The organism is Streptomyces naganishii JCM 4654 (assembly GCF_014650575.1).
Taxonomy (GTDB): Bacteria; Actinomycetota; Actinomycetes; order Streptomycetales; family Streptomycetaceae; genus Streptomyces; species Streptomyces naganishii.
Window position 1 is genome coordinate 165,264 of record NZ_BMVF01000008.1, and the last position, 22,980, is coordinate 188,243.

Annotated in this window: 23 protein-coding genes and 1 tRNA gene; 9 read left to right on the plus strand and 15 right to left on the minus strand. The window is 72.6% G+C overall.

Annotated elements, in window-relative coordinates; genetic code table 11:
- Nucleotides 1–20: 20 nt before the first annotated feature.
- Entirely contained in the window at nt 21–977 is a 957-nt protein-coding gene (locus IE217_RS16985) for a ribonucleotide-diphosphate reductase subunit beta (RefSeq protein ID WP_229865360.1), read from the plus strand.
- Here IE217_RS16985 and IE217_RS16990 read toward each other — a convergent pair.
- Nucleotides 890–1,105, minus strand: coding sequence for a hypothetical protein (locus IE217_RS16990; protein WP_190178708.1), 216 nt, complete (start codon nt 1,103–1,105; stop codon nt 890–892). The two genes, IE217_RS16985 and IE217_RS16990, sit on opposite strands and share 88 nt — an antisense overlap.
- Nucleotides 1,106–1,198: 93 nt before the next feature.
- Here IE217_RS16990 and IE217_RS16995 point away from each other — a divergent pair, with 93 nt between their 5' ends.
- Entirely contained in the window at nt 1,199–2,164 is a 966-nt protein-coding gene (locus tag IE217_RS16995; RefSeq protein ID WP_190178709.1) for a GlxA family transcriptional regulator, read from the plus strand.
- A gap of 100 nt (nt 2,165–2,264) precedes the next feature.
- On the opposite strand, the gene IE217_RS17000 is transcribed toward IE217_RS16995, so the two are convergent.
- From IE217_RS17000 to IE217_RS17045, 10 genes are all read right to left on the minus strand, one after another.
- Nucleotides 2,265–3,665 carry a bifunctional albaflavenone monooxygenase/terpene synthase gene (locus IE217_RS17000; RefSeq protein ID WP_190178710.1) on the minus strand — a complete coding sequence of 467 codons (1,401 nt, stop codon included), beginning with the start codon at nt 3,663–3,665 and terminating at the stop codon, nt 2,265–2,267.
- Complete coding sequence (gene cyc1 / locus IE217_RS17005; RefSeq protein ID WP_190178711.1) at nt 3,662–4,741, minus strand: epi-isozizaene synthase; 1,080 nt, start codon at nt 4,739–4,741, stop codon at nt 3,662–3,664. The genes IE217_RS17000 and cyc1 overlap by 4 nt, the downstream gene beginning before the upstream one ends.
- Nucleotides 4,742–5,010: 269 nt before the next feature.
- Nucleotides 5,011–5,661, minus strand: a complete 651-nt coding sequence (gene def / locus IE217_RS17010) for a peptide deformylase (protein WP_190178712.1) — start codon at nt 5,659–5,661, stop codon at nt 5,011–5,013.
- A 59-nt stretch (nt 5,662–5,720) separates the two neighbouring features.
- The gene (locus tag IE217_RS17015; protein ID WP_190178713.1) at nt 5,721–6,701 is read right to left on the minus strand and encodes a tetratricopeptide repeat protein; all 981 of its coding nucleotides are present in this window, start codon (nt 6,699–6,701) and stop codon (nt 5,721–5,723) included.
- Nucleotides 6,702–6,806: 105 nt separating this feature from the next.
- Nucleotides 6,807–8,018, minus strand: coding sequence for an HD-GYP domain-containing protein (locus tag IE217_RS17020; protein WP_190178854.1), 1,212 nt, complete (start codon nt 8,016–8,018; stop codon nt 6,807–6,809).
- A gap of 41 nt (nt 8,019–8,059) precedes the next feature.
- A complete protein-coding gene (locus IE217_RS17025; protein WP_229865350.1) occupies nt 8,060–9,550 on the minus strand; it encodes an HD-GYP domain-containing protein in 1,491 nt (496 codons plus the stop codon).
- A gap of 115 nt (nt 9,551–9,665) precedes the next feature.
- The gene (gene rsrA / locus IE217_RS17030) at nt 9,666–9,977 is read right to left on the minus strand and encodes a mycothiol system anti-sigma-R factor (protein WP_190178714.1); all 312 of its coding nucleotides are present in this window, start codon (nt 9,975–9,977) and stop codon (nt 9,666–9,668) included.
- Entirely contained in the window at nt 9,974–10,663 is a 690-nt protein-coding gene (gene sigR / locus IE217_RS17035; protein ID WP_190178715.1) for an RNA polymerase sigma factor SigR, read from the minus strand. The genes rsrA and sigR overlap by 4 nt, the downstream gene beginning before the upstream one ends.
- Nucleotides 10,664–10,927: 264 nt before the next feature.
- Nucleotides 10,928–11,599 (minus strand): alpha/beta hydrolase family protein, encoded by a 672-nt coding sequence (locus IE217_RS17040; protein WP_190178855.1) that lies wholly within the window; start codon nt 11,597–11,599, stop codon nt 10,928–10,930.
- 64 nt (nt 11,600–11,663) lie between these two features.
- A complete protein-coding gene (locus IE217_RS17045; RefSeq protein WP_190178716.1) occupies nt 11,664–12,479 on the minus strand; it encodes an SOS response-associated peptidase in 816 nt (271 codons plus the stop codon).
- Nucleotides 12,480–12,529: 50 nt separating this feature from the next.
- On the opposite strand from IE217_RS17045, the gene IE217_RS17050 reads away from it, so the two are divergent.
- The 4 genes from IE217_RS17050 to IE217_RS17065 all read left to right on the plus strand — a co-directional run bounded on the left by IE217_RS17050 (nt 12,530) and on the right by IE217_RS17065 (nt 16,120).
- Entirely contained in the window at nt 12,530–13,252 is a 723-nt protein-coding gene (locus tag IE217_RS17050) for a M50 family metallopeptidase (protein ID WP_190178717.1), read from the plus strand.
- Between the two features lie 54 nt (nt 13,253–13,306).
- A complete protein-coding gene (aroA, locus tag IE217_RS17055; RefSeq protein ID WP_190178718.1) occupies nt 13,307–14,638 on the plus strand; it encodes a 3-phosphoshikimate 1-carboxyvinyltransferase in 1,332 nt (443 codons plus the stop codon).
- An 18-nt stretch (nt 14,639–14,656) separates the two neighbouring features.
- A complete protein-coding gene (rsgA, locus tag IE217_RS17060) occupies nt 14,657–15,667 on the plus strand; it encodes a ribosome small subunit-dependent GTPase A (RefSeq protein ID WP_190178719.1) in 1,011 nt (336 codons plus the stop codon).
- Nucleotides 15,668–15,796: 129 nt separating this feature from the next.
- A complete protein-coding gene (locus tag IE217_RS17065; RefSeq protein ID WP_190178720.1) occupies nt 15,797–16,120 on the plus strand; it encodes a DMT family transporter in 324 nt (107 codons plus the stop codon).
- A gap of 52 nt (nt 16,121–16,172) precedes the next feature.
- Here the strand turns inward: IE217_RS17065 and IE217_RS17070 are convergent, their stop codons facing one another.
- Nucleotides 16,173–16,898 carry a TetR/AcrR family transcriptional regulator gene (locus IE217_RS17070; RefSeq protein ID WP_373298048.1) on the minus strand — a complete coding sequence of 242 codons (726 nt, stop codon included), beginning with the start codon at nt 16,896–16,898 and terminating at the stop codon, nt 16,173–16,175.
- A 192-nt stretch (nt 16,899–17,090) separates the two neighbouring features.
- Between IE217_RS17070 and hisN the strand changes: the two genes are divergently transcribed.
- Both hisN and IE217_RS17080 read left to right on the plus strand, forming a co-directional pair.
- On the plus strand, nt 17,091–17,891 hold the full coding sequence (gene hisN, locus IE217_RS17075; RefSeq protein ID WP_190178722.1) for a histidinol-phosphatase: 801 nt from the start codon (nt 17,091–17,093) through the stop codon (nt 17,889–17,891).
- A gap of 148 nt (nt 17,892–18,039) precedes the next feature.
- Complete coding sequence (locus IE217_RS17080; RefSeq protein ID WP_189705303.1) at nt 18,040–18,441, plus strand: CBS domain-containing protein; 402 nt, start codon at nt 18,040–18,042, stop codon at nt 18,439–18,441.
- 74 nt (nt 18,442–18,515) lie between these two features.
- Here IE217_RS17080 and IE217_RS17085 read toward each other — a convergent pair whose 3' ends face one another.
- Entirely contained in the window at nt 18,516–19,967 is a 1,452-nt protein-coding gene (locus IE217_RS17085) for a catalase (protein ID WP_190178723.1), read from the minus strand.
- Between the two features lie 143 nt (nt 19,968–20,110).
- Between IE217_RS17085 and IE217_RS17090 the strand changes: the two genes are divergently transcribed.
- Entirely contained in the window at nt 20,111–20,530 is a 420-nt protein-coding gene (locus tag IE217_RS17090) for a Fur family transcriptional regulator (RefSeq protein WP_190178724.1), read from the plus strand.
- Nucleotides 20,531–20,661: 131 nt separating this feature from the next.
- On the opposite strand, the gene IE217_RS17095 is transcribed toward IE217_RS17090, so the two are convergent.
- Both IE217_RS17095 and IE217_RS17100 read right to left on the minus strand, forming a co-directional pair.
- A tRNA-Met gene (locus tag IE217_RS17095) sits at nt 20,662–20,735 on the minus strand.
- Between the two features lie 318 nt (nt 20,736–21,053).
- The gene (locus tag IE217_RS17100; RefSeq protein WP_190178725.1) at nt 21,054–22,904 is read right to left on the minus strand and encodes a tetratricopeptide repeat protein; all 1,851 of its coding nucleotides are present in this window, start codon (nt 22,902–22,904) and stop codon (nt 21,054–21,056) included.
- Nucleotides 22,905–22,980: the final 76 nt, after the last annotated feature.

The following is a 22,980-nucleotide window of genomic DNA, read 5'->3' on the forward strand; positions in this document are numbered from 1 at the left end:
TCGAGCTGACCCTGCGCCCCATGCGCTACCCCGACTTCTACGAGCGCTACCGGGACGCCATCAAGAACACCTGGACGGTGGAGGAGGTCGACCTCCACTCCGACGTCGCCGACCTCGCCAGGCTGAGCCCCGGCGAGCAGCACCTGATCGGCCGGCTGGTCGCGTTCTTCGCGACGGGCGACTCGATCGTGGCCAACAACCTGGTGCTGACGCTCTACAAGCACATCAACTCACCCGAGGCACGGCTGTACCTGAGCCGGCAGCTGTTCGAGGAGGCCGTGCACGTCCAGTTCTACCTGACGCTGCTGGACACCTATCTGCCCGATCCCGGCGACCGGGCGGCCGCGTTCGCGGCGGTGGAGAACATCCCCTCCATCCGCGAGAAGGCGGAGTTCTGCTTCCGGTGGATGGACTCGGTGGAGGGGCTGGAGCGGCTGGAGACGAAGGCCGACCGCCGGCGCTTCCTGCTCAACCTCATCTGCTTCGCCGCGTGCATCGAGGGCCTGTTCTTCTACGGCGCCTTCGCCTACGTCTACTGGTTCCGCGGCCGGGGCCTGCTGCACGGGCTGGCCACCGGCACCAACTGGGTGTTCCGCGACGAGACGATGCACATGTCGTTCGCCTTCGACGTGGTGGACACCGTGCGCAAGGAGGAGCCGGACCTCTTCGACGAGGAGCTCGGCCGGCAGGTGACCGGCATGCTGAGGGAGGCCGTCGAGGCCGAGCTGCAGTTCGCGCGCGACCTGTGCGGCGACGGCCTCCCGGGGATGAACACCGACTCCATGCGGCAGTACCTGGAGTGCGTCGCCGACCAGCGTCTGACGCGGCTCGGCTTCGCCCCGGTGTACGGCTCGGAGAACCCGTTCTCCTTCATGGAGCTTCAGGGCGTTCAGGAGCTGACCAACTTCTTCGAGCGGCGTCCCTCGGCGTACCAGGTGGCGGTGGAGGGCACCGTGGACCTGGACGAGGACTTCTGAGCGTTCTCGATCTGGCGGTCGATGCGCCGGTCGCGCACGATGCCGATCACCGAGGGCAGGACCATCAGGACCAGCAGTCCGAAGGTCGCGAGCATTCCTATCAGGGCCTGGATCTGGTTCGTGTTCATGCACACCACTCTCGCGCCGGATGCTCCTTACCGTGAGTGGCAGGACTGCCGTAAAGCTTCAAATTCCTGCCACTCCTCGGGCAGACTGGAGGCATGCTGAAGAACGTGGCCGCCGTCCTGCTGGACGGAGTGCATCCCTTCGAACTCGGTGTCGTCTGCGAGGTCTTCGGTATCGACCGCAGCGACGACGCACTGCCGGTGTACGACTTCGCGGTGGTCTCCGCCGAGGGCCCGGCGCTGGGCACGCACGTGGGCGGGCTCAGCGTGAGCACGCCGTACGGGCTCGACCGGCTCCAGGAGGCCGACCTGATCGCCGTGCCGGCCGGGAACGACTTCCCCAGCCGCCGCTACCCGCCCGGGCTGCTGGCGGAGCTGCGGCGGGCCGTGGACCGGGGCGCGCGGGTGCTGAGCGTGTGCTCCGGGGTGTTCGTGCTCGGGGCCGCGGGGCTGCTGGACGGGCGGCGCTGCGCGGTGCACTGGCACCACGCGGCCGAGCTGGCCCGGCAGTACCCGCGCGCGGTGGTCGAGCCGGACGTGCTCTACGTGGACGAGGACCCGGTGATCACCTCGGCGGGCACGGCCGCGGGCATCGACGCCTGCCTCCACATCGTGCGCAAGGAGCAGGGCCCCGAGGTCGCCAACAAGATCGCCCGGCGGATGGTGGTGCCGCCGCACCGGGACGGCGGGCAGGCGCAGTACATCGAGCGGCCGCTGCCCAAGTCCCGCTGCGACACGGTGGGCGAGGTGCTGGCCTGGATGGAGCAGCACCTCGACGAGGAGGTGACCGTGGAGCAGCTCGCCGCCCGGGCGCACATGTCGCCGCGGACCTTCGCCCGCCGCTTCCAGCAGGAGACGGGCACGACTCCGTACCGCTGGATCCTGCGCCAGCGCGTGCTGCTGGCGCAGGATCTGCTGGAGGCGACGGACGAGACGATGGACTCCATCGCGGACCGGGCCGGCTTCGGCACGGCGGCCGCGCTGCGGCACCAGTTCGTCCGGGCGCTGGGCACCACGCCCAACGCCTACCGGCGCGCGTTCCGGGGCCCGGAGGCCGCCTGACCGCGCGCCGCCGGACCCCGTCACCGCTCGGCGCCGGCGCTCACCGCTCGGCGCCGGCGCTCACCGCTCGGCGCCGGCGCTCGGCGTCCGCCGCCCGCGATCAGCGCGCGAGCGGCCGCACCAGCAGGTTGTGCGGACGGAGCGTGATGCCCACCCTGACCGCGTCGTTGGACCCGGGCGCCTGCTCCAGCCGGAACCTGGTCGCCACCGCGGCGGTGACCAGGGAGAGCTGGGCCATCGAGAAGTGGTCGCTGGGGCACTTGCGGTTGCCCACACTGAACGGGCTCATGGCGTATTTCGGTACGTCCTTGGACCGTTCCGGAAGCCACCGGTCGGGGTCGAACTCGAGGTGGTCCGGGTACGACCGCGGATCGCGCTGGATTGCGTACGGACTGTAGATGATGTCCGCCCCGGCCGGAATGCGATAGCCACCGAGTTCGGTGTCGGCGACCGCCCGCCGCGTCAGAATCCATACGGCGGGCCGCAGACGCATCGTCTCCACGATGACATTGTTGGTGTGGGTGAGCCTGCGGACGTCGTCGAATCCGACCGGTCGACCATTGGTCACAGAATCGACCTCGGCGCGGATGCGGTCAGCGTGTTCGGGATGCGCGGCAAGTGCCTGAAGCAACCACATCACCGTGGAGGCGATGGTTTCGCTCCCGGGGGTGAGTATCGCGACCACCTGGTCGTGGATCTCCTGCTCCCCGATGGGCTCGCCATTTTCGTCCTTCGCCTCCAGCAATGCCGTCAGCAAATCGTCCGGCTTTTGACCGGATGCGCGGCGCTCGGCGACGATCTCGTCGACCAGGAGGTGCAAATCGGCCAGCGCCCGGTTGAATTCCCTGTTGCCCGGCAGGGGCAGCCGGTACAGGGGCCCGAGCGGGACCACCATCCGCCGGTACATGCCGCGGAAGACGGTGGCGAGCGCGGCGCACAGCCGCTCGGCCCGCTCGTCCATGTACTGCCCGCGCAGCAGGCAGCGGGCCGCGATGCGCACCGCGATCCGGAACGACTCCGCGGTGCAGTCGACGACCTCCCCCGAGCTCCAGCGCGCGGTCAGCGCGTGCGCCTCCTCCTCCATGATCGGGCCGTAGGCGGGTATGGCGTCGAGCCGGAAGGCGGGCTGGATGGTGCGGCGCTGGCGCCGGTGCAGCGCGCCGTTGGCCGTGGCCACGCCCTGCTTGCCGAGCAGGCCCTCCAGGGACTCCCACAGGGGTCCGGAGATGATGTAGTCGGGGCTGAGGGCCACCGCGCCGGTGAGGGTGGGCGCGGTGACGGCGTAGACCGTCTTGGGGCCGAGCCTGAGGCGGACGACGTCGCCGTGGTCGCGCAGCCCGGACATGAAGCCCAGCGGGTCGCGGACCAGCTTCAGGCCGTGTCCGAGGAAGGGGACCGCGCCGCCGGCGACGGGCGGTTCGAGGAGCTGCCCGGCGGGCGGCTCGTCCGGCGCGGCGGCCGGTTCCGGGCGGCTTTCGGGTTGCACCGACTCGACGGTCATTTCTCACCTGCCGCTTCGTTGTTGACGTACGGGGGCGTGGACCGGTCGTCCCAGCTGTCGACCATGTACCGGCCCGATTCGTGGTGGAACCAGTAGACGGAACTGAACCAGTTCCGCATATTGCCGACACAGGCCCGCACCGCGGCACCGAGTTCCTTCCCCCGCACCGTGCCGTCCGCGAGACGGTCCGCGAGACGTAACGCCTCGTTTTCCGCGTCGAGGAAATCCGATATGCATTCCTCGATGCGCCGCCGCATTTCCGTGACGGCCTCCTCGAGGGTCAGTCCCTCGTGTTTCACGAGACTGATCCCGAGATTGTGCACCTCGTCGCCCGCGATTTCCTTGGGCAGCGAGCACAGGTCGTTGTACCAGGCGGCGAATTCCTGGCTGAGCAGTGCGGGGCGCCGGTACGCGGGGTGTTTCCGCACGGCGTCCGGGAGTTCGCATTCCGCGCTCGGCTCCAGCAGGTCGGTCCAGATCCAGTGCGCGAAGGTGAGCCGGCGCAGCGCCAGGTATTCACCGACCGTGGGCACGACGCCCTCGGTGCGGTTGTGGAACTCCTGGTCGTACGCCTCGATCACCGCGTGGAAGTGCCGCGCGAACCGGGCGTTCCAGTCCGGCGACAGGAACGAGTACAGGCGCAGCACGCTGTCCGCGAAGGCGGCGACCAGGGCGTCCTGGTGGTGCAGATGGTCCTGGGGGGAGTCCAGGGCCGTGTGCAGCGCCTGCCGCAGCCGCCGCCAGGCGGCGGGCCTGCCGTGGACGATGTCGCGGTCGTGGCGGTCGTCCCAGACGAAGAACCACGCGCTGTAGTCGGCTATCGCCTGGAGCACCTCGTCGGGTGCGCCGAGGTAGTAGCCCGCCATGAGGTCGGTGTAGCACAGGCCGTCGGCATATTCCTCCACCTTGTCCGCGGGCATGAGCCGTTTTTCCAGCAGCCAGCAGCGCGTCTTCTCCTGGAGTTCTGGCCAATAGGCATGGAGTTGCCTGGGAAACGCGGCCTCGATCACCGGGAGAGCAAGCGATGGTGGGACTGCGACCGCTGTCGATGTGGTGCTGTGTGGGAAAGCTGGCACGAACAAACCCCTCTCAGCCGCCAGTTGTGCGTCCGCCCCCTTCGTCGTGCCGGGCGCACGCCGTCGCTCATCCCCGCACTCCCATTCAGCACCACAACTGACCGGTCTGGGAACGGATTTGCTTCACTCACCACCCCTGGATGCCGAGAATATCCCCTTGTGTGTCTGAATATGAATCGACGGGGCGTACAAGGGATCGATTGTGTGGCGCACACATGAACGCGCCCGGCCGGGCGAGTCCGGTCGGGCGCGTGGTGCGAGCGAGAGGGTCAGTCGTTGGCGACGACGGGGTAGCGCGGCTCGTTCTCGGCCATCTGCCGCAGCGCGTCCTTGCGTTCACGCTTGGAGAGCCGGTCGATGTAGAGGTAGCCGTAGAGGTGGTCGGTCTCGTGCTGGAGGCAGCGGGCGAAGTAGCCGGTGCCGCGCACCTTGACCGGGTTGCCCTTCTCGTCCTGCCCGGTGACCTCGGCGTAGTCGGGACGGGCGAGCGGCGCGTAGGCGGTCGGCACCGACAGGCAGCCCTCGTTGCTGTCGTCCAGGCGGCGCCGGTCGGCGGGCAGCTCGACCAGCTTGGGGTTGCAGATCACACCGACGTGCCGGACGCCCTCGTCGTCGGGGCAGTCGTAGACGAAGACCTTCAGGTCCACGCCGATCTGGTTGGCGGCCAGGCCCACGCCCTCGGCGGTGCGCTGGCTGGCGAACATGTCCGCGACCAGCTGCGCCAGTTCCTCGCCGAACTCGGTGACGTCCTTGCACTCCTTGTGCAGCACGGGGTTCCCGACGACCGTGATCGGCCGGGAGGTGCCGCGCTCGCGCCAGGCCGTCTCGCGCTCCTCGCAGTCCTCCGTGTCGACGACGTAGCCCTCCTCGTCGACGGGGAGCACGCCCGGGTGCTGCTGATCCGTGTCCTGCTGCGCCATGACCGACCTGTGCCTGCCTTCCTGGAACGAGTGTTGCCGATAAAGAGTACGGGCAGTGCTCAGCAGACCTCTTCCAGGTCCCGCCAGTCCCGCGAGTCCGGGCTGTCGGCGACCCAGCCGTCCAGCAGCCCGCGCACCAGCGAGGCGGGCGCGGCCACCCCGCACTCGCGCTCCGGCACCCACAGCTGCCCGTCGGTGCGGTGACCGAGCGGCCCCGGGTGCCCCGGCTCGCTGTGGTCGTGCGGGTCGAGGTGCGTGCCGTCGCCCTCGTCGGAGGGCATCCGGGACTCCGAGCAGGTACGGCACAGCAGCCGTACGGAGGACGACCAGTCCTCGGCGGCGAACCCGGCGTCGGCGGCGAGCTGCTCCAGCGCGTCGCGGTCGGCCTCGGTCGCCGCCTCCAGCAGCACCACCCAGGTGGGCACGGGCGAGGGCGCCCACAGCTCGATCTCGTCGAAGACGGGGTAGGTGTGGCCCGCGGCGGTGGTCCGCTCCCCGTGGGGCACCCCGTCGTGCAGCACGACCTCGCCCCAGCGCCGCCCGGAGGACGGCAGCGGGATGGACAGCACCTCCATGCGGGCCGGGTCCAGGCGCCGGCCCCACACCACCTCGGCCTCGCCCTCCGGCGACAGGCGCACGGCCGCGCTGCCCAGCTCCATGCCGGTCGGCTCCCCGGCGGCGGCCATGCCCCCGGGCACCTTCAGGCCGTAGGCCTGCCAGGCCCGCCGGGCCAGCGGCCAGTCCTGCAGCGCGGTGGCGGCGATGCCGACGTTCCACCAGTCGGGCGCGCCGGTCTCCCTCTCCAGCAGGGCCACGGCCCGCAGGCCCGCCGTCCTGGCCTGCTCCCAGTCGTGCCGGAACTTGTGCAGCAGGGCGAGGTTGAACCAGGACTCCGAAAGCCAGGGCTCCAGATCGGCGGCGCGTGTCAGGAGCGCGCCCGCGTCCTCGTACCGGCCGTCACCGATCAGGGTGAACGCACGGTCGGTGGCCTGCCGCCAGGAGGCGGAGGGCCGATGCCGTCCCTTGCCGAAGATCCTCACGATTCCCGCCTGCCAGTTCCGTTCAGTGGGCTGGCTTATGCCCCCGGACACCCTCTCCTTCGCATCCAACCACGTGCGGCTGGAAGGTCGCTCATTACCCATGGGTTACCCCAGCGGGGGCCGGGTCAGACAGTCGCGCGAGAGCACCCGCGCCAGGGACTCCACCACCTCGGGGGCGTAGTCGCCCGCGGTGGCCAGGCGCAGTTCCTCCAGTGCCTTGAGGGGGCCGCCGGGTCCGGCGTCGCGCGCCTTCTCCTCGTAGGCGTTGACGGCCCGCACGATCCGCGCGGGCAGCGGCTGCTCCCGGCAGGGGTCGGCCTGCCGCTCCACCACCACGGCGATCCGGGCGTCGACCCCGGTCTGCCGTACGACGGCGCCCCCGAGCAGGGCGATGCGCCGCTGCTCCTCGGCGGGCAGGCAGGCCGTCGCGCCCGCGGGCACCGGGTCGACGAGGCTGAGCTGCCCGATGTCGTGCATGAGCGCCGCGTGCTCCAGCACGGTCAGCTCCGGGCCCGACAGGCCCAGGTCGCTGCCCACGGCACGGCTGAGCGCGGCGACGCGCCGGGCGTGCCCGGCCGGGGTGCAGCCCGCCACCTCGGTGGCCCTGGCGAGCGAGGCGATGGTCTGCCGGTAGGTGGCCCGCACGGCCGCGTACCGCCGGCAGGAGAGCTGGGCGAGCAGCAGGGGCAGCGAGAACACGGGCAGCGCCCACAGGCCCACGACGGCGACCGCGAGCGCCATCACCGCGCCGGTGGCGCACACCGCCGAGCCGATGCCGAGCAGTCCCCGCAGTTCCTCGCGCAGCAGCGGGCCGAAGGGCCACCGGGTGCGGCAGTGGCCGGCCGCGGCGGCGAGCACGGCGCCGCACAGCGCGGTGAGCGCCAGCAGCGCGAGCAGCAGCAGCGCGTAGGCCGGTCCGCTCCAGTCCTCGAACACCCCTTGCCCGTAGAGCGGTTGGAAGCAGACGGCGGCGAAGGCGACGGTGAGGATCCGCCGCGCCAGGTGGTCCGAGGTGGGCCCGCGTCCGCGCGCGATGTGCGGCACGCTGCCGAGCAGGCCGGCGGCCAGCACGACCGCGACGACCTGGAAGGCGCCGTGGTGGGTGGGCCGCCCGGCGTCCTCGCCCAGCAGGGCGTACGACAGCGCGCCGGCGGCCCCGAGCGGTGCGGCCTCGCGGACGTCCGGCCCGCTCCACCGGGCGAGCTCGCCCACCAGCACGAGCAGCCCGAAGGCGAGGGCGGCCCCGCGTTCCTCCAGACCGCCCCAGAGGGTCACGCCCAGCGAGAACAGCGCGACCAGGAGGGCGGCCGCGCGCATCAGCACCAGGGGCAGGAGCGGGCACCACCGTTGCGGCCGTCTCACCGGCGCACGTCCCGGGGTCCGGGGGTGGCGGGGACCGCCGGGTCGGGCGCGGGCGCGGTCCCGGACGCGGGCGCGGGCGCGGGCGCGGTCCCGGACGCGGGCGCGGGCGCGGGCGCGGTCCCGGACGCGGACGCGGGCGCGGACGCGGGCGGCGGTTCGACGGCCTGGGCCGCCGGATCGACGGCCTGGGCCGCCGGATCGACGGCCTGGGCCGCCGGATCGACGGCCTGGGCCGCCGGTTCGTCGGCCGTGACGGCCGGGTGCCAGCCGTGGCGGTCGAGGGCGCGCGTGAGCGCGGTGACCATCCGCGGGTCGAACTGGGCGCCCGCGCAGCGCTCCAGCTCCTCCAGCGCGGCCCCGACCGGGCGGCCCCGCCGGTAGGAACGGGTGGAGGTCATCGCGTCGAAGGCGTCGGCGACGGCCACCACGCGCGCGCACTCGGGGATCTGCCCGCCCGTCAGCCCGTAGGGGTATCCGCTGCCGTCCAGCCGCTCGTGGTGGTGCAGGATCGCCGCGCGGGCCTCCCCGAGGAAGGAGATGCCGCGGACCATCTCGTGCCCGTACTCGGGGTGCAGCTCGATGACCCGGCGCTCCTCGGGGGTCAGCGGGCCGTCCTTGCGCAGCAGCCGGGTGGGGACGCCCAGTTTGCCCACGTCGTGCAGGATCCCCGCGAAGCGGAGCACCTCCACGCGCTCGTCGTCCATGCCGAGCTCGCGGGCGATCATCATCGAGGCGTGCCCGACCCGTTCGCTGTGCCCGCGCGTGTAGCCGTCCTTGATGTCGACGGCCTGGACCAGCGCGCGGATGGTCGCCTGGTGAGCGGCCCGCTCGCGGTGGTACTGCGCGTACGCCCACCAGGACACGCACATGGGCAGCAGCACCAGCAGCGCGGCGACCGGCCCGTAGGGGCTGCGCCAGAGGACGGCCATCATCAGGCCGGCCAGGCCGTGCACCGCGATCGGCGCGAGGGAGCGGGCGAAGGTGCCCTGCCAGGCGCGGCGCACGGGCACCTGTTCGGCCAGGGCGAGGATGCCGCCGTCCAGCGCGGTGAGCACCAGGCAGAACACGGCCACGGCGGCCGCGGCGGGCACGAGGGCGTAGGGGAAGTCGGAGCCGACGACGGCGTCGCGGCCGCCCAGCGACCAGTGCGTGCGGGCGGCTGCCCACACGGCGAGGGCGAGCTGGGCGGCCCGCCAGACGCGGCGCAGCGTCTCGGGGCGCTGCCCGGCCGGGGTCAGCAGGGCGCCCGGCAGCGGGACGAGCGCGGCGGCGGGCGGCGGAAGCAGGAAGGCGGCGGCGAGCAGCACGGGGTAGAAGGGCCCCGCGAGGCTGTGCCGGGCGAACTGCTTGCAGGCCGCGTAGACCGCGGCGAGCAGGGCGAGCGCCCACCAGGGCGTGTGCGTCAGCGGCAGCGGCAGCAGACAGAGCAGGACGCACAGGACGACACAGGCGACGTACGCACGGGCCTGCGGCGCAACCGCCTCCATGCCGCCCTCCCCCGGTCATGCCAGTCCACTACGGGAGCCTAGGACGGCCGGGGGGCGCTCCGCGGGCCGATAACCCGCGGATTAGCACGTACGAGTGACGTGGGTCGGGCGTGTGTCAGGACTCCCGGGGGGTCACCGGGGCCGCGGTCACGTCGCGCTCGGGGACGGTACCGCCGGAGCGGATCAGCTCGATCCGGCCCATCACCTTGGCGCGCAGGTCCGCGGGGACGTCGTCATGCCCGCAGCACCGCTTGACCAGCTTCTTCACGGCCTGCTCGAGGCCGTACTTCTCGAGGCACGGCGAGCACTCCTCGAAGTGGTGCTCGAACTTGGTGCGATCGACTTCCGGCATCTCACTGTCGAGGAACTCGTACAGGTGGTCGAGTACCTCACCGCAGTCCGTCTCGTGCGGCTCTCCGCAGCTCATGAGCCCGAGCCTTTCGCTTCGTCCGACTCTCCGGCGCCCGCCGGGACCAGCCCGCGCTCGCGGGCGTAGTCCTCGAGCATGCCGCGCAGTTGCCGGCGGCCCCGGTGCAGCCGGGACATCACCGTGCCGATGGGTGTCCCCATGATGTCCGCGATCTCCTTGTACGCAAAGCCCTCGACGTCCGCGAGATACACGGCGATGCGGAACTCCTCGGGGATCGCCTGGAGCGCTTCCTTCACGTCCGAGTCGGGCAGGTGGTCGAGCGCCTGCGACTCGGCGGAGCGCAGACCCGTCGACATGTGCGACTCGGCGCGGGCGAGCTGCCAGTCCTCGATCTCCTCCGCGGCGCTGCGCTGGGGCTCGCGCTGCTTCTTGCGGTAGGAGTTGATGAAGGTGTTGGTGAGGATCCGGTACAGCCACGCCTTGAGGTTGGTGCCCTCGCGGAACTGGTGGAAGGACGCGTACGCCTTGGCGTAGGTCTCCTGCACCAGGTCCTCGGCGTCGGCCGGGTTGCGCGTCATGCGCAGCGCGGCCGAGTACATCTGGTCGAGGAATTCGAGCGCGTCCCGCTCGAAGCGCGCGCTGCGCTCGACGGTCGACTCCGCGGACGCGTCCGCGCCCCGGCCCTCGGGCTGCTCCGCCACGCCGTTGTCGGTCCCTGCGTCGGTACCGGGAACCGGACCCACCTCCTCAAGCGATGTCGTGAGGCCGAGTGAAGCCCCACTCGAATCGGAGGATAGACGACGATCCGGTCCGCCCGCCGCCCGAATAGGGGCGGTCTTCGCCGCGTGCAGCACCGTCCAGTCCAGGTCGGTGCGGGCACTGCGGCGCGGGCAGAAGGTCGAACCCATGCGGCGGACTTCCTCTCCTACGGCGTCGGTGCCGGGGTCCGGCACTCTCGACGGCCACAACAGCGGCGGGGCACCGGGCATTCCCGGCCCCGGCGCACGTCACACGAGTGACGTGGTCCACCGTGCCACCGCGTCCGTGAGCAGCCGCATGGCCTCCTCCTCGGTGATCCCCGCCCGCTTGGGCACCCCGAAGCCGTGGTCGCCGTGGGGGATCTCGGCCATCTCGTAGGTGCCCGGCGGGAACTCCTCCGGCCTGCCGAACGGGTCGTTGCCGCCCTGCACGACGAGCGTGGGCACACCGGCGTCCAGCAGCTCCCCGGCGCGGGACTTCCCGGGCCTGCCCGGCGGGTGCAGCGGGAAGCTCAGGGCGAGCACGGCGCGGGCGCCCAGCTCCGCCGCCGTACGGCAGGCGACGCGCGCGCCGGCGCTGCGGCCGCCGGAGATCACCGGCAGCCCTCGTCCGGCGATCACGGGCCAGACGCCGCGCCAGCCGGTGTCCAGCGTCTTCGGCGCGGGCGCGACCTTCCTGCCGGCCACCCGCCAGGGCTGCTCGACGAGGGCCACGCTCACACCGTGCGCGGGCAGGACGCGCGCGAGGGCCCTCAGGTCGCGGGCCTCGATGCCGCCGCCGGCGCCGTGGCCGGCGGCCAGCACCAGGCGTGCCTTCTTCGCCGGGTGCCAGGTGATCCGGGCGGTCCCGGCCTCCGTCTCGGCGGTCTCGGTGTCGACGGTCCCGGTCTCGGTCTCGGTCTCGGTTTCGACGGTGCCGATGTCGGCGGTCCCGGTCACGACGGGCTCGGTTCCGGCGGTCCGGTTGTCAGTGGTGTCGGTCACGCTAGAAAAGTGTGCCCTCCTCGGGCGCCGGAAGCTCCTTGAGCAGTTCGGGTCCGTTGTTGCGGACGTTGCTCACGGCGGTGGAGACGGGGTAGGCGCGCATCAGCCCGGGCGGCGGGGGTGCCAGCAGCTCGCGCAGGCCGTCCGCGTCCGTGCGGGACGGGTCCAGCCAGGCGTCCCAGCGGTCGGGGGTGAGCATCAGCGGCATCCTGGGGTGGATGTCGGCCAGGGAGCGCGGCCCGTCGGCCGGGGCGACGGCCAGCGGGGTCCGCTCCGCCTCCGTGGTGATCACCGAGCAGGTCGCCCACCAGGCCCGCGGGTGGTCGTCGGGCAGCGTGCGGTCCCGCCAGAACTCGTACAGCCCCGCCATCGCGAACACCGACCCGTCCGCCGGCGTGACGAAGTACGGCTGCTTGCGCGGGCGCTTGCGCCGCCCCTCCACCTCCAGCTCCCGCTCCTGGGTGCCGGTGACCCACTCGTAGTAGCCGTCGGCGGGCACGGTGCAGCGCCGGGCGGCGAAGGCGCGGCGGTAGGAGGGCTTCTCGTGCACGGTCTCCGCGCGCGCGTTGATCATCCGGGCGGCGCCCTCGGGCGTCTTGGACCAGGAGGGGACCAGCCCCCACCTCAGCCTGCGCAGCTGGCGAACCGGGCGGTCGTCGCCGGCGTCCTTCAGGGGGCGGTCGAGGACGACGTGGACCTCCTTGGTGGGGGCCACGTTGTAGTCGGGTTCCAGAGTCTCCTCGGGCTCCCACTTCTCGACTTCAAAAATTCCCGCGAGATCCTCGGGTCCGCGACTCGCTGCATACCGTCCGCACATACGTGCAACACTGCCAGACTCCGCACGAGCACAGGGAGCCACCGGGAAACATGGCCAGCACCGCCGCCACCGCGCTGCCCGATCTCTGGGACCGTCTGATCGGCACCCAGCCCGACCCCAGCCTCTGGGTGGTGGTCGCCACCGCCCTCGCCGCGCTCGCGGTGGTCGTCCCGCACACCCTGTGGCGCCTCTCGCGCAACGCGATCACCATCGCCCACGAGGGCGGGCACGGCCTGGTGGCGCTGCTGAGCGGGCGCACGCTGACCGGGATACGCCTGCACTCCGACACCAGCGGCCTGACGGTGAGCCGCGGCAAGCCGTACGGCGTCGGCATGATCCTCACCGCGGCCGCCGGCTACACCGCTCCCCCGCTGCTCGGCCTCGGCGGCGCGGCCCTGCTCGCGGCCGGGCACATCACCCTGCTGCTGTGGGCGGCCACGGCGCTGCTGGTGGCGATGCTGGTGATGATCCGCAACGCCTACGGGGCGCTCACCGTGGTCCTCACCGGCGGCACCTTCCTGCTGGTGTCGTGGCTGGCCGGTCCCCAGGTGCAGGCGGCCTTCGCGTACGCGGTGGTGTGGTTCCTGCTGCTCGGCGGGGTGCGCCCGGCCTTCGAGCTCCAGGCCAAGCGGTCGCGCGGCGGCGCCGGGGACTCGGACGCGGACCAGTTGTCACGGCTCACCCACGTACCGGCCGGGCTGTGGCTGTTCCTGTTCCACGCGGTGTCGCTGTGCTCGCTGATGGGCGGGGGACGCTGGCTTCTCGGCCTGTGATCACCGCGCCGCCGCACGACGGCCGGTGCCACCGCCTCCTTATACAGTGGGCCCATGGCCCCGAACCACGCACACACCGCCCTCTGGCCCGCCCCGCACGCGAGCGGAGCCGTCGACGCGACGGTCCACGTGCCCGGGTCCAAGTCGGTCACCAACCGCGCCCTGGTGCTCGCCGCCCTCGCCTCCGAGCCGGGCTGGCTGCGGCGTCCGCTGCGCTCGCGCGACACGCTGCTGATGGCGGGCGCGCTGCGTGCGATGGGCGTCGGCATCGAGGAGACGGTGTCCTCGGCGTCCGGCGCGGGCGCCTCCGGGGAGGCCTGGCGGGTGATCCCGGCGGGGCTGCACGGCCCGGCCACGGTGGACGTGGGCAACGCGGGCACGGTGATGCGCTTCCTGCCGCCCGTCGCCGCGCTGGCCGACGGCCCGGTCCGCTTCGACGGCGACCCGCGTTCCTACGAGCGTCCCCTGCACGGCGTCATCGACGCGCTGCGGGTGCTCGGGGCCCGGATCGACGACGACGGGCGCGGCGCGCTGCCGCTGACCGTGCACGGCAGCGGCGCCCTGGACGGCGGCCCGGTGGAGATCGACGCCTCCTCCTCGTCCCAGTTCGTCAGCGCGCTGCTGCTCTCCGGACCGCGCTTCAACCAGGGCGTCGAGGTGCGGCACGTGGGCACCGCGCTGCCGTCGATGCCCCACATCCGGATGACCGTGGACATGCTGCGCGCGGTGGGCGCGCAGGTGGACACCCCCGAGTCCGGCGGCGAGCCGAACGTCTGGCGGGTCACGCCGGGCGCGCTGCTCGGCCGGGACCTGACCGTGGAACCGGACCTGTCCAACGCCCAGCCCTTCCTGGCGGCTGCCCTGGTCACCGGCGGCAAGGTCGTGATCCCCGACTGGCCGTCCCGGACGACCCAGCCGGGTGACCGGCTGCGGCAGATCTTCACCGAGATGGGTGGTTCCTGCGAACTGACCGAGTACGGCCTGGTCTTCACCGGCTCGGGCTCGGTGCACGGCATCGACGTCGATCTGGGCGAGGTCGGCGAGCTGACCCCGGGCATCGCGGCGGTCGCCGCGCTCGCGGACTCGCCCTCGACCCTGCGGGGCGTGGCCCATCTGCGGCTGCACGAGACGGACCGGCTGGCCGCGCTGACCAAGGAGATCAACGAGCTCGGCGGCGATGTGACCGAGACGGGCGACGGCCTGCACATCCGCCCGCGCCGGCTGCACGGCGGCATCTTCCACACCTACGAGGACCACCGGATGGCGACGGCCGGCGCGATCATCGGTCTGGCCGTCGAGGGCGTGCAGATCGAGAACGTGGCGACGACGGCGAAGACCCTGCCGGACTTCCCCGAGCTGTGGACCGGGATGCTCGGGGCGGCGTAGAGGCGCGGGGACCAGGTCATGCGCCGCTACGGCAAGCACACCGACGAGGACGACATCCGCTCCCGGCCCAACCGCCGGGGCAACCGGCCGCGTACGCACATCCGCCCCAAGCACGAGGACGCCGCCGAGGGCATGGTCCTCACCGTGGACCGGGGGCGGCTGACCTGTCTGGTCGACGGCCGCACGGTGCTCGCGATGAAGGCCCGTGAACTGGGCCGCAAGGCCGCCGTGGTGGGCGACCGGGTGGCCCTGGTGGGCGATCTGTCGGGGAAGAAGGACACCCTCGCCCGCATCGTCCGCATCGAGGAGCGCGCCTCGGTGCTGCGCCGCACGGCGGACGACGACGACCCCTACGAGCGCGTGGTCGTGGCCAACGCCGACCAGCTGGCCATCGTCACCGCGCTCGCCGACCCCGAGCCGCGGCCCCGCCTGATCGACCGCTGCCTGGTGGCGGCGTACGACGGGGGGCTCTCGCCGCTGCTGGTGATGACCAAGTCGGACCTCGCCCCGCCGGACCAACTCCTCGATCTGTACGGGGCGTTGGACATCCCCTACGTCGTCACCAGCCGTGCGGAACTGGAGGCCGGCGACGCGGCCGACCGGGTGCGCGAGCATCTCGACGGCCGTGTGACGGCGTTCGTGGGCCATTCGGGCGTCGGCAAGACCACGCTGGTCAACGCGCTGGTGCCGGAGGAGCTGCGGCGGGTGACCGGGCATGTGAACGCGGTGACGGGCCGCGGCCGGCACACCACCACCTCGGCGCTCGCGCTGCCGCTGTCCGGCGCGGGCGGCTGGGTCGTGGACACGCCGGGCGTACGGTCGTTCGGCTTGGCGCACATCGACCCGTCCCGTGTCATCCACGCCTTCCCCGACCTGGAGCCGGGCACCGAGGGCTGCCCGCGCGCGTGCAGTCACGACGAGCCGGACTGCGCGCTGGACGAGTGGGTGGCCGAGGGCCACGCGGACCCGGCCCGGCTGTACTCGCTGCGGCGGCTGCTGGCCACGCGGGAGCGCACGGAGGGCGACTGACCTCCGCGTTGTTTGTCGGGGCCCGCGCCTGGCAAGTGCATAATCGCACGGGGCCGGTTCCGAGCCGGTCCGGGTCTGCCCAGGCATGACGAAGCGGTCACGGGACGCGGACGCAGGTGAGGAGCGCACATGGCGTGGCTGCTGGTCATAGTGGCCGGGTTGCTGGAGACCGGCTTCGCCGTGTGCCTGAAGCTGTCCCACGGTTTCACCCGGCTGTGGCCGACCATCGCCTTCTGCTGCTTCGCGCTCGGCAGCTTCGGTCTGCTCACCCTGTCCCTGCGCAAGCTCGACGTCGGGCCGGCGTACGCGGTGTGGACGGGCATCGGGGCGGCGGGCACCGCGATCTACGGCATGGTCTTCCTCGGCGACCTGGTGTCCACGCTGAAGATCGTCTCGATCAGCTTCGTCATCATCGGCGTGATCGGCCTCCAGTTGTCAGGATCCACGCACTGACGTCGGCGCGATCCGCGCACTGTCGCGGGCGCGCCACCAACTCCGGGGCCGCTCAGACGGGTTGACGGTGCAGTGTGGCGCGGACCAGTTCGGCGACGCCGCCCTCACCGGGCGGGGCCGCGACACAGGACAGGGCGAGACGGACGATCAGCTCGCAGGTGCGGGCCAATTCGGCGGTGTCCGGCCTGGACGCGCCCGGGGCGGCGCCCGGCCCGGTGTCCGGCCTCGGCGCGCCCGGGATGATGTCCGCTCTTAGGGCACCCGGGCCGGTGTCAGGCCTGACGGCACCCGGGGCGGTGTCCGGCCTGGGCGCGCCCGGTGCCGACAGTGCGGCCACGGCGCGGTCGCGGACGGCGGCGACGAAGTCGCCCGGCGACGGCGGCGGCCCGTCCGCCCGGCGCTGCGCCGGGACGGCGGAGGAGGAGGGCACCGCGGACAGCGTGGGCGCGGGCAGCCGCTCGCTCCAGCAGCCGGTGAGCATGGCCTTCACCAGCGCGTTCTCCCGGGCCGCCGAGGCGGTCCACTCCGCTGCGGCGGTCAGCCGCTCGCGCGCGTCGGCGGGCAGGGCGAGCGCGCGCTCGACGCCGGCGAGATAGCCGTCCGCCTCGCGGCGGACCAGCGCCCGGGCCAGGCCCTCCTTGCTGCCGAACTCGTTGTAGAGCGTCTGCCGGGAGACCCCGGCCGCCGCGGCCACGTCCACCATCCGCACGGCGGACCACGGCCGGCGCGCCAGCGCCGTGTAGGCGGCGTCCAGCAGGGATTCCCGCGCTGCAGGCATCATCGCCTCCCGGGGGCGAGCGACTCTGCGCCCAGATTTGACGCGCCCGCAGGCACTGTCAAGGGTGTGCGGAGGCACCCGGTCCCCCTCGGCCACACCCGCGCGCCCTGCCCCTCGCGCCCGAGGGGCCTTCCGTACGGCCGCCGCGCCCCCTGTGGCCCGATGCGGCCCGCGCCGGATACGGTTCGTTACATGCCGGACTACCTCGACGATCTGCGCCTGGCCCACGTCCTCGCGGACGCTGCCGACGCCGCGACCATGGACCGCTTCAAGGCCCTCGACCTCAAGGTCGAGACCAAGCCGGACATGACCCCGGTCAGCGAAGCGGACAAGGCGGCGGAGGAACTCATCCGCGGCCAGTTGCAGCGCGCCCGCCCGCGTGACGCGGTGCTCGGCGAGGAGTACGGCATCGAGGGCACCGGCCCGCGCCGCTGGGTGATCGACCCGATCGACGGCACCAAGAACTACGTCCGGGGCGTGCCCGTGTGGGCCACGCTGATCTCCCTGACGGAGGCGGGCGAGGGCGGCTACCAGCCGGTGGTGGGCGTCGTCTCGGCCCCGGCGCTCGGGCGGCGCTGGTGGGCCGCGCGGGGCCACGGCGCGTTCACCGGCCGCAGCCTGACCAAGGCGGGCCGGCTGCGGGTGTCCCGGGTGTCGAAGCTCGCCGACGCCTCCTTCGCGTACTCCTCGCTGAGCGGCTGGGAGGAGCAGGGCCGGCTGAACGGCTTCCTGGACCTCACGCGGGAGGTGTGGCGCACGCGCGCGTACGGCGACTTCTGGCCGTACATGATGGTGGCCGAGGGCTCGGTCGACTTCTGCGCCGAACCCGAGCTGTCGCTGTGGGACATGGCCGCCAACGCCGTCATCGTGACCGAGGCGGGCGGCACCTTCACGGGTCTGGACGGCCGGCCCGGCCCGCACAGCGGGAACGCGGCCGCCTCCAACGGGCTGCTGCACGACGAGTTGCTGGGGTATCTCAACCAGCGCCACTGAGAAACGGGAGACGCCTGCGCACGCCCCCAACCGGCCGCGCGCGCCCTCTTGTTGACCCCCGCTTTACCTGCGACTCTGAGAGTCCCCCCACTTGTGAGCTTGTGAATCCGGCCACGAGCCGGGTTCCTCGAGGAGGTGGCTCCATCCCATGCTCGTCCGCGACGCCATGAGCACGGTGGTCCTCACCATCGGCCCCGCCCACACCCTCCGCCAGGCAGCAGCCCTGATGTCCGCGCGCCGCATCGGCGCCGCCGTGGTCCACGACCCCGACGCCGGCGGCATCGGCATCCTCACCGAGCGCGACATCCTCAACTCCGTGGGCCTGGGCCAGAGCCCGGACACGGAGCACGCCCATGCCCACACCACCACCGACGTCGTCTTCGCCGCCCCGTCCTGGACCCTGGAGGAGGCGGCCCGCGCGATGACCCACGGCGGCTTCCGCCACCTCATCGTCCTCGACGGCGGCGAGGTCGCGGGCATCGTCTCCGTCCGCGACATCATCCGCTGCTGGACGCCGGCCCCGCGGCGGGCGGAGCAGGTGTCCGTCTGAGCGGACGCGAGCGGGCCGGGCCCCCTCGGGGACCCGGCCCGCTGCCCGCGGCAAGCGGTCCAGTTGCCGGAAGGTCAGCCGCGCAGGGCCTGCACGGCGGCCTCCAGCCGCTTGCCGAAGTCGCCGTCCGCGCGACGGAAGTTGCCGATGGCGCGCTCGGCGATGTCCTCGCGCGAGACCTGGGAGATGGCGCCCGCCAGGTTGCCGATCAGGCGGTCCTTCTCCTCCTCCGTCATCAGCCGGTAGAGGTTGCCGGCCTGGACGAAGTCGTCGTCCTCGGCGTGCACCGGCGCCTCGTGCTCGCCGGTGACTCCCGAGACCGCGACCGGCTGCCACAGCGGACGGTCCGTCTGGAAGGGGCCGCCGAAGCTGTTCGGCTCGTAGTTCTTCGCGCCCTTGTGGCGGCCGTCGTAGAGGTGGCCGTCACGGGCGTGGGTGCGCGCCTCGGTGGCGTGCGGCCGGTTGACCGGCAGGTGGTCGGCGTTGACGCCGACGCGGTAGCGGTGCGCGTCGCCGTAGGCGAACAGGCGGCCCTGGAGCATCTTGTCCGGGGACGGCCCGATGCCGGGCACGAAGTGCGCCGGGGAGAAGATCGACTGCTCGACCTCGGCGAAGACGTTCTCCGGGTTGCGGTTGAGCTCCAGCCTGCCGAACTCGACCAGCGGGTAGTCGGCGTGCGGCCACACCTTGGTCAGGTCGAACGGGTTGAAGCGGTACGTCGCCGCCTCGGCCGCCGGCATGATCTGCGCGTAGACCGTCCAGGACGGGAAGTCGCCGCGTTCGATCGACTCGCGCAGGTCGCGCTGGTGGGAGTCGGGGTCCTCACCGGCGAGCCGGTTGGCCTCCTCCTGGGTGAGGCACTTGATCCCCTGGTCGGTCTTGAAGTGGTACTTGACCCAGAAGACCTCGCCGGCCTCGTTGTTCCACTGGTAGGTGTGCGAGCCGAAGCCGTCCATGTGGCGGTACGACGCCGGGATGCCGCGGTCGCCGAACAGCCAGGTCACCTGGTGCGTGGACTCCGGGGACAGGCTCCAGAAGTCCCAGACGTTGTCCGGCTCGGTGGAACCGGTGTAGGGGTCGCGCTTCTGGGTGTGGATGAAGTCGGGGAACTTGATGGCGTCCTTGATGAAGAACACCGGGGTGTTGTTGCCGACGAGGTCGTAGTTGCCCTCCTCGGTGTAGAACTTCAGCGCGAACCCGCGCGGGTCGCGTACCGCGTCCGCCGCGCCCAGGTTGCCCGCCACGGTCGAGAAGCGCAGGAAGGTCTCCGTCTGCTTGCCGACCTCGGAGAGGAACTTGGCCCGGGTGTACTTCGTCACGTCGGCCGTGACCGTGAAGGTGCCGTAGGCCCCGGCGCCGCGGGCGTGCACCACGCGCTCCGGGATGCGCTCCCGGTTGAAGTGCGCGAGTTTCTCGAGCAGGAGCTGGTCCTGGACGAGCACCGGGCCGCCGGCCCCCGCGGTCTCGCTGTTCTGGTTGTCGGCCACCGGAGCACCGGCCTCCGTCGTGAGCGGTCCGTGGGTCACGTCGCCTCCTGCGCCACTTCTGTGCGTTCCTGTTCCTTGGTCAAAGCCAGTGTCGATCCTATATTGGACATTGTCCAAGTCAAGTCGGGCTCCAAAGTCACACCTGTTCGGAAACTGTTCCTCTTGCTGTTAAGGTGGTCGGTATGAGCGACCTTCTGGAACGGCTGCGCGGACGCGGATGGCGGATGACCGCGCAGCGGCGAGTCGTGGCCGAGGTCCTGGACGGCGAGCACGTCCACCTGACGGCGGACGAGGTCCACGCCCGGGCCGTCGTCAAGCTGCCCGAGATCTCCCGGGCGACCGTCTACAACACGCTGGGCGAGCTCGTGACGCTCGGTGAGGTGATCGAGGTCACCACCGACAAGCGCGCCAAGCGGTACGACCCGAACGCGCACCAGCCGCACCACCACCTGGTCTGCGCCGGCTGCGGCGCGATCCGCGACGTGCACCCGAGCGGCAACCCGCTCGCCGACCTCCCGGACACCGAGCGCTTCGGCTTCACGGTCTCGGACGTCGAGGTGACGTACCGCGGCCTGTGCCCGGACTGCGCTGCGGCGGCGTAACGGAAGCCCTTCCCGCGGGCAGTCGCCCCGGCACCACCACGGTGGACGCCGGGGCGTTCTCATTTCCGTGGGCACGGGTGCAAACACCGAGGGCCGGAATCCTTGATCGGATTCCGGCCCTCGGCCTTCAGTAGCGGGGACAGGATTTGAACCTGCGACCTCTGGGTTATGAGCCCAGCGAGCTACCGAGCTGCTCCACCCCGCGTCGATGAATAGAACACTACGTGACCGATGGTGAAAGAAGCAAATCCCTTTCGGCGAGCCACCGGGGAAGCCCACGCCCGCCCGGCGTCACGCGGATCCCCCCGGTCCCGGAGACCTGCCGCACACCCCGCACCCTCGACGCGCCCGAACACCACACCGATGCCGCCCCACCGCGAGCGGCGGAGGAACCCGTGCGCCCGAAGGCTCACAGGTCACGTCCGCCACTTCTCCCACAACACGGCCCAGCGCCACGGCGCGGTCGCCGCCAGGGGGCACGAACCCGCGCGAGCGGCGGCTCGCCGGGCCGAGGGACCGGCGGTCAGGCCGAGAGTTCCTCGCGCAGGGCGTCCCGGAGGCGGGCCGCGCGTTCCGCTACCTCGGCCGGGCCGAGGGTCGCGGCGCGGTCGGCCCAGCGCTGGCCCTCCGCGAGTTCGCCCCGACGCGCGTACACGAGGGCCAGCCGCAGCGCCGCCCGCCCGTGCCCCGCGTCGGCGGCCCGGGTCCACCACACGGCGGCCTCGGGCTCGCTGCCCTCGCGGGCGAGCAGCAGCCCGAGGTTGAAGGCGCCGTTGCGCGAACCGGCCTCGGCGGCCGCGCGGTACCACCGGGCCGCCTCGACCACGTCACCCCGGGCCGCGGCCAGCATGCCGACCCTCACCTGGGCGCGACGGTGCCCCTGGGTGGCGGCCCGCTCGTACCACTCCTCGCACTCGGTCTTCTCGTGGACCGCCGACTCCCCGAGCTCGTGCTCGGGCGGCGGCGGGCGGCGCGCGTCCAGCACGGTCGCCAGCCGGTAGGCGGCCTCCGCGCTGCCGCCGCCGGCCGCGCACCGCAGATGCCGCTCGGCCTCCGGCTCGTCCCCTGCCCGCAGCCGGGCGATGCCCACCTGGAGCGCGGCCTCGGTATGCCCGGCGGCCGCCGCCCGCTCGTACCACCGCAGGGCCTCGGCCTCCATGTCGCGCCCGGCGTAGAGGATGCCCAGGTTGAACGCGGCGTCCACGCTCCCGGCCTCGGCCGCCTTGGAGAACCACGGTTCGGCGCCCGTGGTGTCGCCGCCCTGGAGGAGCAGGATGGCCAGCGCGTTCGCCGCCTCCCGGTGCCCGGCGTAGGCCGCGCGCCGGTACCACTGCTCGGCCTGCGGGGTACGGCCCTGCTCGGCGCAGAGCAGCCCGAGGTTGTACGCGCCGTTGACGTCGCCGGCGTCCATCGCCGCCCGGTACCAGCGCTCGGCGGTCTGCGTCTCGCCGCGCTCGGCGTGCAGCGCGCCCAGCGCGTTGGCGGCGTTGCCGTCGCCGTCCTGCGCGGCCCGCAGCCACCACACGGCCGCGCTCTCGGTGTCGCCGGCGTCGCGCAGCAGGAACCCGAGCGCGCAGGCGGCCCGCGCCTCGCCGTCCTTGGCCGAGGTCAGGTACCAGCGGCCGGCCTCCTTGAGCTCGCCCCGCTTCTCCAGGATCGCGCCGAGGTGCAGCGCGGCCCGGCGGTGGCCGCGCGCGGCGGCCTGCCGGTACCACTGCTCGGCCTCCTCCGCCGCGCCGGCAGCGTTGTCGCCGTCGTGGTCCTGCGCGGCGCGCCGGTCAAGCGCCCGCGCCAGCCGGTACGCCGCCTCCCGGTGCCCCCGCTCGGCGGCGACCCGCATCCAGCGCTCCGCCGCGGCGTCCGCCCGGTGCTCCAGCAGATCGGCGAGCGCGTAGGCGCCGAGCACGTGGCCCTGCTCGGCGGACTGGCGCAGCCAGTACTCGGCCGCCGGCTCGTCGCCGCGCTCGCGGTGGTGCCGGCCGAGCGCGTGCGCGGCCGCGGCGGAACCGGCGACCGCGGCGATGCGCCACCATCCGGCGGCCTCCTCGGCGTACCCGCGCTGGTGGAGGAGGACGCCCAGGTTGTTGGCCGCGGCCCGGTCACCGGCCGCGGTGGCGGCGCGCAGGTGGGGTTCGGCTCCGTCGAGATCGCCGCGGCGCAGCAGCATGGCCCCGAGGACGCTCATGGCCCCGACGTCACCGGCCTCGGCGTCGAGCCGGCGGCGGGCCTCCTCGGCCACCTCGTCGGCGGCCGTCCCGGCCTCGTCCCGGCCCTCGCCGCCGAGCACCTCCGGCCCGCTCGGCTCCTCGGGATCGGAAGCCTGCACAAATCGCCCTGTCTCGAACAGAGTTACCTTGTCCCCCATAACGTCCATCGTCGCACCACCCGCAACCCGGGTACACCTGGTATACCGCAGCCAGTGAGGTCACTTCAGCGTTTTGTCGACATGC